15 protein-coding genes, 1 tRNA gene and 1 pseudogene are annotated in these 14,156 nt (G+C 61.9%); 10 read left to right on the forward strand and 7 right to left on the reverse strand.

Features of this window, described 5'->3' with window-relative positions:
- Positions 1–5 precede the first annotated feature (5 nt).
- The 5 genes from P0D68_RS33715 to hisC all read left to right on the forward strand — a co-directional run bounded on the left by P0D68_RS33715 (position 6) and on the right by hisC (position 3,822).
- Positions 6–82 (forward strand) — tRNA-Gln (locus tag P0D68_RS33715).
- 46 nt (positions 83–128) lie between these two features.
- Positions 129–1,085, forward strand: coding sequence for a ribose-phosphate pyrophosphokinase (locus P0D68_RS33720; RefSeq protein WP_006048037.1), 957 nt, complete (start codon positions 129–131; stop codon positions 1,083–1,085).
- Between the two features lie 164 nt (positions 1,086–1,249).
- Positions 1,250–1,873: a 50S ribosomal protein L25/general stress protein Ctc gene (locus P0D68_RS33725; protein WP_091796807.1), complete on the forward strand. Its 624-nt coding sequence runs from the start codon at positions 1,250–1,252 to the stop codon at positions 1,871–1,873.
- Positions 1,874–2,022: 149 nt separating this feature from the next.
- On the forward strand, positions 2,023–2,625 hold the full coding sequence (gene pth, locus P0D68_RS33730; RefSeq protein WP_408302428.1) for an aminoacyl-tRNA hydrolase: 603 nt from the start codon (positions 2,023–2,025) through the stop codon (positions 2,623–2,625).
- A gap of 117 nt (positions 2,626–2,742) precedes the next feature.
- Positions 2,743–3,822 (forward strand): histidinol-phosphate transaminase, encoded by a 1,080-nt coding sequence (gene hisC, locus P0D68_RS33735; protein WP_408302426.1) that lies wholly within the window; start codon positions 2,743–2,745, stop codon positions 3,820–3,822.
- A gap of 92 nt (positions 3,823–3,914) precedes the next feature.
- Here the strand turns inward: hisC and P0D68_RS33740 are convergent, their stop codons facing one another.
- The 3 genes from P0D68_RS33740 to rsmD all read right to left on the reverse strand — a co-directional run bounded on the left by P0D68_RS33740 (position 3,915) and on the right by rsmD (position 5,477).
- Positions 3,915–4,172: a YfhL family 4Fe-4S dicluster ferredoxin gene (locus tag P0D68_RS33740; RefSeq protein WP_091796810.1), complete on the reverse strand. Its 258-nt coding sequence runs from the start codon at positions 4,170–4,172 to the stop codon at positions 3,915–3,917.
- Positions 4,173–4,235: 63 nt separating this feature from the next.
- Positions 4,236–4,751: a pantetheine-phosphate adenylyltransferase gene (gene coaD / locus P0D68_RS33745; protein ID WP_091796829.1), complete on the reverse strand. Its 516-nt coding sequence runs from the start codon at positions 4,749–4,751 to the stop codon at positions 4,236–4,238.
- 111 nt (positions 4,752–4,862) lie between these two features.
- Positions 4,863–5,477 (reverse strand): 16S rRNA (guanine(966)-N(2))-methyltransferase RsmD, encoded by a 615-nt coding sequence (rsmD, locus tag P0D68_RS33750; RefSeq protein WP_408302423.1) that lies wholly within the window; start codon positions 5,475–5,477, stop codon positions 4,863–4,865.
- Positions 5,478–5,718: 241 nt separating this feature from the next.
- Between rsmD and ftsY the strand changes: the two genes are divergently transcribed.
- Positions 5,719–6,885 carry a signal recognition particle-docking protein FtsY gene (gene ftsY / locus P0D68_RS33755; RefSeq protein WP_408302421.1) on the forward strand — a complete coding sequence of 389 codons (1,167 nt, stop codon included), beginning with the start codon at positions 5,719–5,721 and terminating at the stop codon, positions 6,883–6,885.
- A 126-nt stretch (positions 6,886–7,011) separates the two neighbouring features.
- On the opposite strand, the gene maiA is transcribed toward ftsY, so the two are convergent.
- Complete coding sequence (gene maiA / locus P0D68_RS33760; RefSeq protein ID WP_091796832.1) at positions 7,012–7,656, reverse strand: maleylacetoacetate isomerase; 645 nt, start codon at positions 7,654–7,656, stop codon at positions 7,012–7,014.
- A gap of 25 nt (positions 7,657–7,681) precedes the next feature.
- Entirely contained in the window at positions 7,682–8,380 is a 699-nt protein-coding gene (locus tag P0D68_RS33765) for a fumarylacetoacetate hydrolase family protein (RefSeq protein WP_091796833.1), read from the reverse strand.
- Positions 8,381–8,608: 228 nt separating this feature from the next.
- On the opposite strand from P0D68_RS33765, the gene ybiB reads away from it, so the two are divergent.
- Positions 8,609–9,580, forward strand: coding sequence for a DNA-binding protein YbiB (gene ybiB / locus P0D68_RS33770; RefSeq protein ID WP_091800833.1), 972 nt, complete (start codon positions 8,609–8,611; stop codon positions 9,578–9,580).
- Positions 9,581–10,071: 491 nt separating this feature from the next.
- A pseudogene (locus P0D68_RS33775) lies at positions 10,072–11,088 on the forward strand (2-isopropylmalate synthase); the annotation flags it as partial.
- A 285-nt stretch (positions 11,089–11,373) separates the two neighbouring features.
- Here the strand turns inward: P0D68_RS33775 and P0D68_RS33780 are convergent.
- Positions 11,374–11,757 (reverse strand): nuclear transport factor 2 family protein, encoded by a 384-nt coding sequence (locus P0D68_RS33780; protein WP_091796835.1) that lies wholly within the window; start codon positions 11,755–11,757, stop codon positions 11,374–11,376.
- 43 nt (positions 11,758–11,800) lie between these two features.
- The gene (locus tag P0D68_RS33785) at positions 11,801–12,364 is read right to left on the reverse strand and encodes an acyloxyacyl hydrolase (protein WP_408302418.1); all 564 of its coding nucleotides are present in this window, start codon (positions 12,362–12,364) and stop codon (positions 11,801–11,803) included.
- 363 nt (positions 12,365–12,727) lie between these two features.
- Here P0D68_RS33785 and rpoH point away from each other — a divergent pair, with 363 nt between their 5' ends.
- Together rpoH and cydP are read left to right on the forward strand one after the other, a co-directional pair.
- Positions 12,728–13,663: an RNA polymerase sigma factor RpoH gene (rpoH, locus tag P0D68_RS33790; protein ID WP_091796837.1), complete on the forward strand. Its 936-nt coding sequence runs from the start codon at positions 12,728–12,730 to the stop codon at positions 13,661–13,663.
- A gap of 346 nt (positions 13,664–14,009) precedes the next feature.
- Positions 14,010–14,156 (forward strand): cytochrome oxidase putative small subunit CydP (gene cydP / locus P0D68_RS33795; RefSeq protein WP_408302553.1); only part of this gene is annotated, 147 nt, incomplete at its 3' end.

A 14,156-nucleotide genomic window follows, 5' to 3' on the forward strand; every position in this document is an offset into this window, starting at 1 on the left:
AGTGTAGGGGAGTCGCCAAGCTGGTTAAGGCACCGGATTTTGATTCCGGCATGCAAAGGTTCGAATCCTTTCTCCCCTGCCAAAATTTCTCGCATTTCCCCTCGCCCCCAGCCTGAAGTAGGTGCACGATGAGCAGCCATGACGGCCTGATGGTTTTTACTGGCAACGCAAATCCCGCGCTTGCACAGGAAGTCGTCAAAATTCTCGGTATTCCCCTCGGCAAAGCAATGGTTAGCCGTTTCTCGGACGGTGAAATCCAGGTCGAGATTCAGGAAAACGTGCGTGGCAAGGATGTCTTTGTCCTGCAGTCCACGTGCGCACCGGCGAACGACAATCTGATGGAACTGATGATCATGGTCGATGCGCTCAAGCGCGCATCCGCAGGCCGGATTACCGCAGCCATCCCCTACTTCGGTTATGCCCGTCAAGATCGCCGCCCGCGTTCCGCGCGCGTTGCCATCTCGGCGAAGATCGTGGCGAACATGCTGGAAATCGCCGGCGTAGAGCGGATCATTACGATGGATCTGCACGCTGACCAGATCCAAGGCTTCTTCGACATTCCGGTCGACAACATCTACGCTACGCCCGTGCTGCTCGGCGATCTGCGCAAGCAGAACTACGAGAACCTGCTGGTCGTTTCGCCGGACGTCGGCGGCGTGGTGCGTGCCCGGGCATTGGCCAAGCAACTGAATTGCGATCTCGCGATCATCGACAAACGCCGCCCGAAGGCGAACGTTGCCGAAGTGATGAACATTATCGGTGAAGTCGAAGGCCGCACCTGCGTGATCATGGACGACATGGTCGATACCGCCGGCACGCTCTGCAAGGCAGCTCAGGTTCTGAAGGAGCGCGGCGCAAAACAGGTGTTCGCTTACGCGACTCACCCGGTTCTGTCAGGCGGCGCAGGCGAGCGTATCGCTGCTTCCGCACTCGACGAACTCGTTGTCACGGATACGATCCCGCTCGGCGAAGAAGCCCGTTCGTGCGCCAAGATCCGTTCGTTGACCAGCGCCGGCCTGCTGGCCGAAACGTTCTCGCGGATTCGCCGCGGCGATTCGGTCATGTCGCTGTTCGCTGAAAGTTAAGTATTTGCGAAGGCGCAGCGCGTCGCTCATGGCGGCACACTGCGCTTTCGCGCAATCGGCATGAACGAACGAAGGTTCGTGCCGCAGTTCTGGGGCCTCAGCCGTAATGGCTTGCAGGCCCCGTTTTTACTGCCTGGTCGCGGGCAGTGCATTGGAGATTCAACATGAAAGTAGTCGCTTTCGAGCGTTCTTTGCAAGGTACGGGTGCGAGCCGCCGCCTGCGTATCTCGGGCAAGACCCCGGGCATCGTATATGGCGCTGGTGCTGAAACGCAATTGGTCGAACTGGACCACAACGCGCTGTGGCACGCGCTGAAGAAAGAAGTTTTCCACTCGTCGATCCTCGATCTGGAAGTGGCAGGCAAGTCGCAACAGGTTCTGCTGCGCGACGTGCAATACCACCCGTTCCGTCAGCTCGTGCTGCACGTGGACTTCCAACGTGTCGACGCGAAGAAGAAGCTGCACACCAAGGTGCCGCTGCACTTCATGAACCAGGAATCGAACCCGGCAGTGAAGCTGTCGAGCGCGGTGATCTCGCACGTCATCAACGAAATCGAAATCGAGTGCCTGCCGTCGGCACTGCCGGAATTCCTCGAAGTTGATCTGGCGACGATCGAAGCGGGTCACTCGGTTCACGCCAAGGACATCAAGCTGCCGGCAGGTGTGTCGCTGGTTGCTCACGTCGAAGCAGAAAACCCGGTGGTCGCAGCTGCAACGATCCCGGCTGGCGCAATCGCTGAAGGCGACGCCGCTGCTGCTGAAGGTGAAGGCGAAACGCCGGCTGCTTAAGGGCCACGAGGCACTGAGCAAGTAATCCTCTCGATCCGTTTCAATGAAACGGTCGATGTGACCCGCCGAGGTTCGCCCCGGCGGGTTTTTTTTCGGTTTTTTTCGGCTCGGCTGCGTTCGCCTTCCGAGCCAGATGGACCTACGCAATCATGATCAAGCTGATCGTCGGCCTCGGCAATCCGGGCGCCGAATACACTGCGACGCGCCACAACGCCGGCTTCTGGCTGGTCGATCAACTGGCGTGCGAAGCAGGCACGACGCTGCGCGACGAGCGGCGTTTTCACGGTTTCTACGCCAAGGCACGGCTTCACGGCGAGGAAGTGCATCTGCTGGAACCGCAGACGTATATGAACCGCTCGGGACAATCGGTCGTGGCGGTTGCTCAGTTCTTCAAGATTCTCCCGGACGAGATTCTGGTCGCGCACGACGAACTCGACATGCCGCGCGGCAGCGTCAAGCTGAAGCTCGGCGGCGGCAGCGGCGGCCACAACGGGCTCAAGGACATCACCGCGCATCTGTCGTCGCAGCAATACTGGCGGCTGCGGATCGGCATTGGGCATCCGCGGGATCTTATCCCGGAAAGCGCGCGCGCCGGCGCCAAGCCGGATGTCGCCAACTACGTGTTGAAGCCGCCGCGGCGGGAAGAGCAGGATGTGATCGATGCATCGATCGAGCGTGCGCTGGCCGTGATGCCGCAAGTCATCAAGGGCGAGCTTGAACGCGCGATGATGCAGTTGCATCGCAACCCATAGACTCCGCTGCTGGAACCTGGATCGCCGTATCGCCGTCGACCGCAACTATCCTGCGCAGGACCCGAGCCGGTGCTTTGCGCCAACGCCGGTCGGCCGCTTTGTATGAGGGAGAATCGCTTGAGCCGCTATTGGAGTGACATCGTTCATCATCTGACGCCGTACGTGCCCGGCGAGCAGCCCGTGGTTGCGCATCCGGTGAAGCTGAATACCAACGAAAATCCCTATCCGCCGTCGCCCCGCGTACTCGAGGCCATCCGGCAGGAACTCGGCGACTCGGCAGAATCGTTGCGCCGTTATCCCGATCCAACGGCGCGAAAACTCCGCGAAACGGTCGCCGCATACCACGGCATCCGCGCCGAACAGGTCTTTGCAGGCAACGGCTCGGACGAAGTGCTCGCCCTCACCTTCCAGGCACTGCTCAAGCACGACAAACCTTTGCTGTTTCCGGACATCACTTATAGCTTCTATCCGACCTACGCGCGGCTTTTCGAAGTCGACTACCAGACCATCCCGCTCGACGATAGCTTCGCAATCAACGTCGACGATTACGCCTCGCCGAATGGCGGCATTCTGTTCCCTAACCCGAACGCGCCGACCGGCCGGCCGCTGCCGCTCGCTGATATCGAGCGGCTCGTCGCGGGCAATCCGGATTCCGTGGTGGTGATCGACGAGGCCTATGTGGATTTCGGTGCCCAATCGGCCGTCGGCCTGATCGATCGCTATCCGAATCTGCTGGTCGTTCAGACCGTGTCGAAGTCGCGCTCGCTGGCCGGCATGCGCGTTGGCTTTGCGTTCGGCAGCCCGGAATTGATCGACGCGCTGAATCGCGTGAAGGATAGTTTCAACTCCTATCCGTTAGACCGCCTCGCACAGGTCGCCGCCACTGCAGCATACGAAGACGACGCCTGGTTTTGCGACACGTGCGCCAAGGTCATCGCGAGCCGTGAACGGCTGGCAGCAGGATTGGCGGCACTCTGCTTCGAGGTGGTGCCATCGGCGGCGAATCTTCTGTTCGCGCGCCACGAAGGCCACGACGCTGCGATGCTCGCGTCACAGTTGAGGGAAAAGGAGATTTTCGTGCGCCATTTCAAAGCGCCGCGAATCGACCAACATTTGCGGATCTCGGTCGGCACCGACGCCGAATGTGACATTCTGCTGGGCGCGTTGCGCGACATCTTCGGCACATACGTCGGATAGCGCGTCGGATAGCGCGGCGTACAGCTTAAAAAGCACGGTATAAAAAAACGGCGAGCCCAAAAGGTCTCGCCGCTTTTTTTAAACTCCGTACCTCACTCGCTTTTTGCAGCCTGTAGCGCGTGGTATTTCGCCATTAGCGCATCGGGCGTTTCCAGATGCTCCGGATCGCGCGGAATACACTCGACCGGGCACACCTGAATACACTGCGGCTCGTCGAAATGCCCGACGCACTCGGTACACTTCTTCGGGTCGATCACATAGATTTCCGGGCCCATCGAAATCGCGTCGTTCGGGCACTCCGGCTCGCATACGTCGCAATTGATGCACTCGTCGGTAATCATCAAGGCCATACTTCTCTCACTTCACGCTGGCCGCAGCCAGCTTTGATCCGTCAAACCGACAGTTTACGCCGGTTACGGTTGCCCCGCCGAAGCGCCGTTGGCCGGGTCCAGCGCGGCGACCTTTTCCTTCAGCCATTGCTCGACCGACGGGAACACGAATTTGCTGACATCGCCGCCCAGTTGGGCAATTTCGCGCACGATCGTGCCCGAAATGAACTGGTATTGATCGGACGGCGTCATGAACATGGTTTCGACATCAGGCAGCAAATAGCGATTCATGCCGGCCATCTGGAACTCATATTCGAAGTCCGACACGGCCCGCAAGCCGCGCACGATCACCCGCGCGTTATTGCTGCGCACGAAATCCTTCAGCAGCCCCTTGAAACTCATTACCTGAACGTTCGGGTAGTGCCCGAGCACTTCGTGAGCAATGTCGAGGCGCTCTTCGAGCGTGAAAAACGGCTTTTTGTTACGGCTGTCGGCGACGCCGACCACCAGCGTGTCGAAAATGCTCGACGCGCGCCGAACGAGGTCTTCGTGACCGCGCGTCAGCGGATCGAACGTGCCCGGGTACACGGCGACTACCATGAGACTTCTCCTCTCTTCAGACAAAGGGCACGTCAAAGCGTCCACGCGACGCATTTGGCACCGACCGCGCACGTGACGGCAGACCGCCCGGCGCTTGTTTTGGAACGCGCATTATTCCTTATTTTCGCGCTGCAGCAAATGAAAGTGGACAGCGCCCGCTTTCCCTTGCCGCACGATTTCCCACCCGGCGAGCGTCTCGTTTTCCTCGACTTCGAGCGCCTCGCCGGCTTCCACGTATAGAAATCCGTCTGCGCTGACGAGCGGCACGGCGAGTGCGAGCGCTTTGCCGAGCAGATCTTCGCCGAACGGCGGGTCGAGAAACACCACGTCGAATGATCCGGGCGCGAGACTCGCGGCAAGACGCAAACCGTCGGCTTCAGCAATTTCGATCGTGCGCGCCGACAGGCGTTCCTGATTGGCGCGCAACTGGCTGGCGGCCCGCGCATTGCGCTCCACCATCAACACCCGGGCGGCGCCGCGCGACGCGGCCTCGAAGCCCAGCGCGCCGCTGCCGGCGAACAGATCGAGGCAGCGCCGGCCGTCCAGATTCTGGCCCAGCCAGTTGAACAGCGTCTCGCGCACGCGGTCGGGCGTGGGGCGCAAGCCGTCCAGATCGAGCACGGGCAAAGGCGTGCGCTTCCAGTCACCGCCGATGATACGGATGGCGTGCGGCTTGCCGCCTTTGGACGAAGCGCCATGGGCGCGTGAAGGTGCGGAACGGGGCATGCAGTTTCGATTACGTTTTGAAAGCGCCCGCAACGTCGATACGTGAGGGCCGGAGCGCCAACGTTACCACAGCGACGCTGCGCGTCCAGCCTGGCCGTTCGGCCGATACGACGGGCAGCGGCGCGCCTGATAAAATGTGCGGCTTCCAGCGCCTTGCATCCCGCATCGCAACGCTGCCTGCCGCTCCCGCCGGTGTCATGCCGGCTGCGCGCATCGGCGCGCGCTCTCACCACGCCAGATCATGTTCAGCTTTTTCAAACGATTCAAGGGTTCGAAAGAGTCCGATAACGCGCCAGAAGAGTCGCAATCCGCGCCAGAAGCCCCGGCGCCCGAAGCCGCCGTGCAGGCGCCTGCGCCGGTCGCGCCGGCCACCCCGCGTCCGGCGGCGGCTCCGGCTCGCGTCGAGGCGCCTGCTGCGGCCGCTCCGGTGGCAATCGAGCCCGAGCCGGAAGATTCCGCGCCCGAAACCGTCGAAATCGTTCCGCCTCCGCTGCAGGACGCAGGCGCGAAGCGCTCATGGCTGACACGCCTGAAGACTGGTTTGTCGAAAACGAGTTCGAGCCTGACCGGCATCTTTGTCGGCACGAAGATCGACGAGGATCTGTACGAAGAGCTCGAAACCGCGCTGCTGATGTCGGACGCGGGCGTCGACGCCACCGAATTCCTGCTCGAAGCGCTGCGCGAAAAAGTGCGGGCCGAGCGCCTCACCGAACCGCAGCAGGTCAAGGCGGCGCTGCGCACACTGCTGGTCGACCTGCTCAAGCCGCTTGAAAAATCGCTTATGCTCGGCCGCGCGCAGCCGCTCGTCATGATGATCGCTGGCGTCAACGGCGCGGGCAAAACCACCAGCATCGGCAAGCTCGCCAAACATCTGCAAAGCTTCGATCAGTCGGTGCTGCTGGCTGCGGGCGACACGTTCCGCGCCGCCGCGCGCGAGCAACTGGCCATCTGGGGCCAGCGCAACAACGTGACCGTGGTGTCGCAGGAGAGCGGCGATCCGGCCGCCGTGATCTTCGACGCGGTCGGCGCCGCGCGTGCGCGCAAGATCGACGTGATGATGGCGGACACGGCCGGTCGGCTGCCGACCCAGTTGCATCTCATGGAAGAATTGCGCAAGGTGAAACGCGTGATCGGCAAGGCACAAGACGGCGCGCCGCACGAGGTACTGCTGGTGATCGACGCCAACACCGGCCAGAACGCACTCGCGCAAGTGAAAGCTTTCGACGATGCGCTCGGCCTCACCGGCCTGATCGTCACCAAGCTCGACGGCACGGCGAAAGGCGGCATTCTGGCCGCGATCGCCCGGCAGCGTCCGATTCCGGTGTACTTCATCGGCGTGGGCGAAAAGGTCGAGGACTTGCAGCCGTTCAGCGCGGAGGAGTTTTCCGACGCGTTGCTGGGTGGCTAACGCTACAGCGCTTAGAGCGACTGCGACAGCAGCGACGGCCGAAACAGCAAAGAAGGGCACTCCGCGGAGTGCCCTTCTTTTACCCCGCCGCCCCGATCAGACCGGAGCAAGCCGGATCGTGCAGGCTTACTCGGTGTCGGGCTGCACGCCTGGCGCCGCGCGGGCAAACGCATCAAGTTGCATTGCGTAGTCGTAGATGCGCTGGATCGTCGGAAACTTCGCGGTGTCGACCTTGAAGCGTTGCGCGTTGAACACCTGCGGAATCAGGCAGGTATCGGCGATCGTGGGCGTATCGCCAAAACACAGCTTGCCGGTACGCGAGTCGCCCGCGACGTGTGCTTCGAACGTCGCGAAACCTGCTTCCACCCAATGCCGGTACCACGCGTCCTTGGCATCGTCGTCGACACACAAGGTGTGCTTCAGATACTTCAGCACGCGCAGATTGTTCAGCGGATGAATCTCGCACGCCACCTGCAGTGCCAGCGCACGCACATACGCGCGATCGGCCGGCGCCACGGGCAGCAGAGGCGGCTCAGGGTGCGTCTCTTCCAGATACTCGATGATCGCGAGCGACTGCGGCATCACGTCGTTGCCGTCGACGAAGGTCGGCACGATGCCGTCCACATTCACTTTCCGGTATTCGGGCTTCAACTGCTCGCCGCCGTCGCGCACGAGGTGGACCGGCACGTAGTCATACGGCAGATTCTTCACGTTCAGCGCAATACGCACGCGATAGGACGCCGAACTACGGAAATAGCTGTAGAGCTTCATGTTGTCTGTCTCCCCCAACCGGCCGTCAGACGACGCGCACGCTGAGCTCGCCGAGCCCGTCCACGCCGCCCTTCATCAGATCGCCCGGCACCACCGCGCCGACGCCTTCCGGCGTGCCGGTGAAAATCAGATCACCGGGTTGCAATTCGAACAGCGTCGACAGATAAGCGACCGTCTCGGCCACCGACCAGATCAGTTGCGACACGTCCGAGCTTTGCTTTTCCTCGCCGTTGACCGACAACCAGATCGCGCCCTTGCCGACATGGCCGACCGTGGCCGCCGGATGGATCGGGCCGAGCGGCGCCGAGTGATCGAAGCCCTTCGCGGTGTCCCACGGCCGGCCGAGCTTTTTCGCTTCCGCCTGCAGATCGCGGCGCGTCATGTCCAGACCGAGCGCATAGCCGTAGACGTGGTCGAGCGCGGTTTCGGCCGGAATGTTCTTGCCGCCCTTGCCGATCGCCGCCACCATTTCCATTTCGAAATGGACGTTTTTCGACTGCGACGGATAAGGAAACTCCCCGGTTGCGCCAGGCGCGACGTACAGCACGGCGTCAGCCGGCTTGGTGAAGAAGAACGGCGGTTCGCGATCAGGATCGTGTCCCATCTCCCGCGCATGTGCCTCGTAATTGCGGCCCACGCAGTAGATGCGACGCACCGCGAACTGCTCGCTGGACCCCACCACTGGCACCGCGACCACCGGTGCGGGTGCAAACACGTAACTCATCCCGTTCTCCGTTCGTTGATGTATGCCGCCAGCGCGGCAATAAAACATCGAGTGTAACGCGCGGCAAAGCGCCGCGCGCAGCAGTTCGGCGTGAACCGGCAAGGCCCGAACCGCGGACGCGCTGCCTCGCCGGATCGCCATAGATGCGATACTCACACTGAATAGCGTCCCTTGAATACCATGGCCGACCGCCCCGAGGCGGCACGCCAATACGTCCCACTGCGCCCGATGACCGACTCCGCCGACACCGCCAATCCCTTCCCCTGCGCCCGCTTCATCAAGGAAATCGGCCGGGGCCCCAACGGCGCCCGCGCGCTGACTGCCGACGATACGCGCGCGCTCTACACCGCCATGCTCGACGGCCGCGTGGCCGATCTCGAACTCGGCGCGGTGTTGCTCGCGTATCGCGTGAAGGGCGAAACCGCCGACGAACTCGCCGCGATGCTGGCCGGCGCGCATGCGTCGTTCGAGCCGGTTCATCTGCCGCACGGCGCGTTTCGGCCCGTGTCGATACCCACCTACAACGGCGCGCGCAAGCAGCCGAATCTGGTGCCGCTGCTCGCCCTGCTGCTGGCTCGCGAAGGCGTGCCGGTGCTGGTGCATGGCGTAACCGAAGATCCGGGCCGCGTGACGAGCGCGGAAATCTTCACGCATCTGCAGATTCCGCACGCGCGCTCGCTCGCCGACATCGAAGACGGTCTCGCCGAGCGCCGCCTTGCGTTCGCGCCGATCGACATGCTCGCGCCGAAACTCGCGCGCCTGCTCGCGCTGCGCCGGCGCATGGGCGTGCGTAATTCGACGCACACGCTGGTAAAGATTCTGCAACCGTTCGCGCCCGCGGGATTGCGCCTCGTGAACTACACGCACCCGCCCTATCGCGACAGTCTCACTCAACTGTTCAACACACACCCGGACGCGGCAGCCGGCGGCGCCCTGCTCGCGCGCGGTACGGAAGGCGAAGCGGTGGCGGATACGCGCCGTCAAGTGCAGGTCGACTGGCTGCACGACGGGATCTGCGAAACACGCGTGCCGCATGAACGCTCGTCGCCCGATGCGCCGGAAGTCGACTTGCCCGAGGCCAAAGACGCGCCGACGACAGCCGCCTGGATCAGCGCCGTCCTGCGTGGCGAGGCGCCGGTGCCGAGCGCGATCGAACGGCAGGTCGAACTGATCGTGGACGTCGCCAGAATGCCGGTGTGACGGCCTCGCAGTAAGCGCGACGACTCGCTCGCCGTCGCCCGGCGAGAGCGCGGCGGGTTGACACGCTGTCGCGCGCCGTCATACATTAGACCCATGCGTTCCCTTCCGAACACCCTCCGAATTACCTCCGGCCGCCTAGCGCGGCCCCTATCGCTACGCCTAGCGTAAGTCAGGCGTAGCGTCGGCGCGTCGGCAACCGCGTTGCCTTCGTGCGGTCCTCCCAGCTGTTCCCGTTTCATCCCCAAAGCGTAGTTCTTCACCACCTGTAGTCGTTTGCATTCGTCCGTTTACCGCGCGGACGAAGCACGAGGATCAAATGCACGTCGCATGGGCCATCTCCACGTCCGTTTTCGCCATCTCGATGACGCTGTTCGTTCGCGCCCGTTCGTTACTGCCGCTAACCACCGGTTGGCGGACCGTGCACCCGTGGCAGTCCGCCAACCGCTCGACGCCACACCCTTTTGCAGACGACACCACGAACGAGGCTCACCATGTTGCGCAATCCCGCTGAAAAATACCGCCCCTTCCCTGCTGTACGACTGACCGGCCGCAAATGGCCGAGCCGCACGATCAACCAGGCGCCGGTCTGGATGAGCACCGATTTGCGCGACGGCAACCAGGCGCTCATCGAGCCGATGAACGCCGCACAAAAACTCGAATTCTTCGAGATGCTGGTCGCAATCGGCTTCAAGGAGATCGAGGTGGGCTATCCGTCGGCATCGCAAACGGATTTCGATTTCGTCCGCAAGCTGATCGAGGAAAACCGCATTCCCGACGACGTGACGATCGAGGTGTTCATGCCATCGCGAGCGGAACTGATCGCGCGCACATTCGAAGCGCTGGAAGGCGTGCCGCGCGCGATCGTGCATTTGTACAACGCAATCTGCCCGACGTTTCGCCGGATCGTTTTCAACCAGTCGAAGGCCGAAATCAAGGCGCTGGCCGTGGAGGGCACGCAAATCATCAAGGCGCATGCGCAGGCGCGGCCCGGCACGCACTGGACCTTCCAGTACTCGCCCGAAACGTTCAATACCGCCGAGCTGCCGTTTTCGCGCGAGGTATGCGACGCGGTGGCGCAGACATGGCGGCCCACGCGCGATCACAAAATGATCGTCAACCTTCCCGCGAGCGTGGAGGCGGCGACGCCGAACGTATTCGCCGACCAGATCGAATGGATGGATCGCAATCTCGCCTATCGCGACAGCATCGTGCTGTCCGTGCATCCGCATAACGATCGCGGCACCGCCGTGGCCGCCGCGGAACTGGCGCTGCTGGCGGGTGCGGACCGCGTCGAAGGCTGTCTGTTCGGCAACGGCGAGCGCACCGGCAATGTCGATCTCGTCGCGCTCGCAATGAATCTGGCTACGCAAGGCATCGACACGGGGCTCGATTTCTCGGATATGGCGGCGATCCGGCGCGTGGTGGAGCGGTGCAACCAGTTGCCGGTGGATCCGCGGCACCCGTATGCGGGCGATACGGTGATTCAGGCAAAGCATGGGGCGCGACAAGGCGTCGCGGCCGAAAAGACTGTCATGGTCGAGGCCGAAACGATGGGTAGTCGCGAGTGGAGCGGTGTGGATCAGGAGAGCGTCGCGGCCTGACAATCTGGCTCCGGGAGAGGCCTTGGGTAAGGCCTCGAATCAGGCCGCAAGTGAGGCCGCGATCAGCCCCACGCCGAAGCCAAAGCGGCACATGCGCGGGACACACGCAAACCACAAGCGAGCTACCCGCTCGCTCGTGGCAACCGGACGCTCAAAAGGCGCAACCGGCCCGATAGAGTGAGCTCAAAAGGTTCACTCGATTGCGCAACGCGTCGCTTGCCAGGCGATCAGGCGCCATTGCCCGTCTTCCTGCGTATGGATCGCCGTGTAGGCAATCGGAAACAGCAGCGCGCCGTTGTTCGCTTCCATTTCGATCAACGCCCGGCCGGTGACCACGCAGGTTTCCCGCCCGACCGGCAGCAGATCTTGCGACTGCACCTCGATCTGCCGATAGCGGCGGCGCCCCGCGACAATCCCGTCGATGAACTGCCGCTTCGTTTCCCGCTTGCCGTTCGTGTGAACGTAGCTCACGTTATCCGCGAGCAGCGAGTCGAGCGACTGGCCGTCGCCGTCGACCATTGCACGAAAACGCTCTCGCTCGACCGCGCGAATCGCTTCGAATATCTTTGCCACCATCGCTCAGCCCCTCGCACCGATGAGCCGAACGTGGCCACGGTCGTCAGAAGTTATATTGCAGATATAGCTGGTGGAAATTTATACCAGGATTCGGCTCTTTGATACCGCCGTTGGAAATATGCTGGAAGCGATAGCCCGCCTGATACTGCTGGCGGTTGCCGAACTGCATGCCCAGGCCGGCCATGTCAGCGAACTGGAACGCCGTGCCCAGCGTGAAGGTCGAAGATAGCCGAGGGCTCGAAAGCAAGCGGATGCCCGCGCCTACTTCGGCATACGGGCGGATCGGGCCCGATTCCTTGATGAAGCGGATGATCGGCGTCACGCCAACCTCGGCGATATTGTCGTGCACGTTGCCTTCGTTGGTGTGCCACCATGCCACATGCGCTTCGCCGATCAGCGAGAAATGCCAGTCGCCGATCTGCCACCAGGTCAGATCCGGATCCCAGACGATTCCCAGATCGAGTTTCTTGACGTGACGATCGCCGAGTCCACCGGCCACCTGTACGCCGAACTGGTCCGCTGAAGCCAATGCCGACATTCCCACCAGTACCGCCCCTGTCGCAATTTTTAGAGCCAGACCACGCAAAGCATTCTTTTTGTTGTTCATCTAACACCCGCTCTCCGCCGAACGTTGAACAATTCGTAACAGTTCTGCGTATTCTAAGGTCAATCTCGATTAAGTGGATCGTATGAAGGAATCCAATTTTTCGCAATTAGTCACTTCAAATTCAGCAAATATCGGTCACTTATCGTCTCAAATGCGCTTTGACAGGTAACTTCTACGCTCCAAACAGAGGTGCTGAACAAGGCGTACCATGGCTATTGGATCGTGAATTTCAATAGCGATTTGCGGAACCTAGAAGGCCCTACGCCCTCTAAGTATTAGCACTCGGTAAATCAGAGTGCTAACATCCAACGCTGGAGTCGTTACCTGAACAAGCTTTTGTCTGATTCCAAAGGAGTTTCCTACGTGAGCCATGCAATGACCCTTCCGAGTACTCTGAGCCCGTCGTCGGCTAAGGCCGCTTCGGCAGGTGCGCTGGCGCTCTCGCATTCCTCGCTGCTGCCCGGTCAACTGGGCAATATCGACGCCTACATCCAGGCCGTAAATCGGATTCCGATGCTGACGCCGGCGGAAGAACGCCAGTTCGCCACCGAATTTCGCGAGCAGGACAACCTCGAGTCCGCGCGCCGTCTCGTCCTGTCGCACCTGCGGCTGGTCGTATCGATCGCGCGCAACTATCTGGGTTATGGACTGCCGCACGCCGACCTGATCCAGGAAGGCAATATCGGCCTGATGAAGGCCGTGAAGCGCTTCGATCCGGAGCAGAACGTGCGCCTCGTGTCGTACGCCATGCACTGGATCAAGGCCGAGATCCACGAATACATTCTGCGCAACTGGCGGATGGTGAAAGTCGCCACGACCAAGGCGCAGCGCAAGCTGTTTTTCAATCTGCGCAGCCACAAGCAAGGGCTGGGCGCGTTCACGCCGGACCAGATCGACGATCTGGCCAAAGAGTTGAACGTGAAGCGCGAAGAAGTTTCCGAAATGGAAACGCGTCTGTCCGGCGGCGACATCGCGCTGGAAGGCCAGGTTGAAGACGGCGAAGAGTCGTACGCGCCGATCGCTTATCTGGCCGACTCGCATAGCGAACCGACTGCCGTGCTGGCTTCGCGTCAGCGCGACAAGCTGCAAAGCGACGGTATCGCAAGCGCGCTGGACGCACTGGACGCCCGCAGCCGCCGCATCATCGAGGCACGCTGGCTGAAGGTGGAAGACGACGGCTCGGGTGGCTCGACGCTGCACGAACTCGCCGACGAGTTTGGCGTATCGGCCGAGCGGATTCGCCAGATCGAGGCGAGCGCAATGAAGAAGATGCGCGGTGCGCTCACCGAATATGCGTAAAGCCTGAAGCGTTTCAGCATGCCGGTTCGCCCGGCGCGCGGTAGCCAACCGCTAAAGCCCCGCCCTCGCAAGACGGCGGGGCTTTTTTTCGCCCGCGCTGCCGCATGCCCCCCAGGCGCCCGCATGCGTGCAGCCCAATGCAAGGTCAACGCGTTTCTTGACGTAACACAAACCCGATAGCAATACTGGTCAAACGACGCAAGTCTCGCGACCCAATGCCGCAGCACGGAACCGTTGCGCGCGAGGTTCTGCTCCTAGAATCGGGATGCATTCGCCAGACCGTTGATGCGTTCAAGCGGCCTGGCGCCAGCCGGATTCACCGGTGTGAAGTTGCCTTCTACCGATCATGACCATAGCCCTCAATCGCAATACCGTCCGCCGCCCGAGCCTGCGCAAGAGGTTCCACGGCTGGGTGCGCGGTCCGACGTTGGCGCGGGACATCGCCATCGTCCTCGCCATCAAATTCGTACTGCTGATGGCGCTCAAATACGCT

The organism is Paraburkholderia sp. RL17-380-BIE-A (assembly GCF_046028085.1).
In the GTDB taxonomy this organism is placed as follows: domain Bacteria; phylum Pseudomonadota; class Gammaproteobacteria; order Burkholderiales; family Burkholderiaceae; genus Paraburkholderia.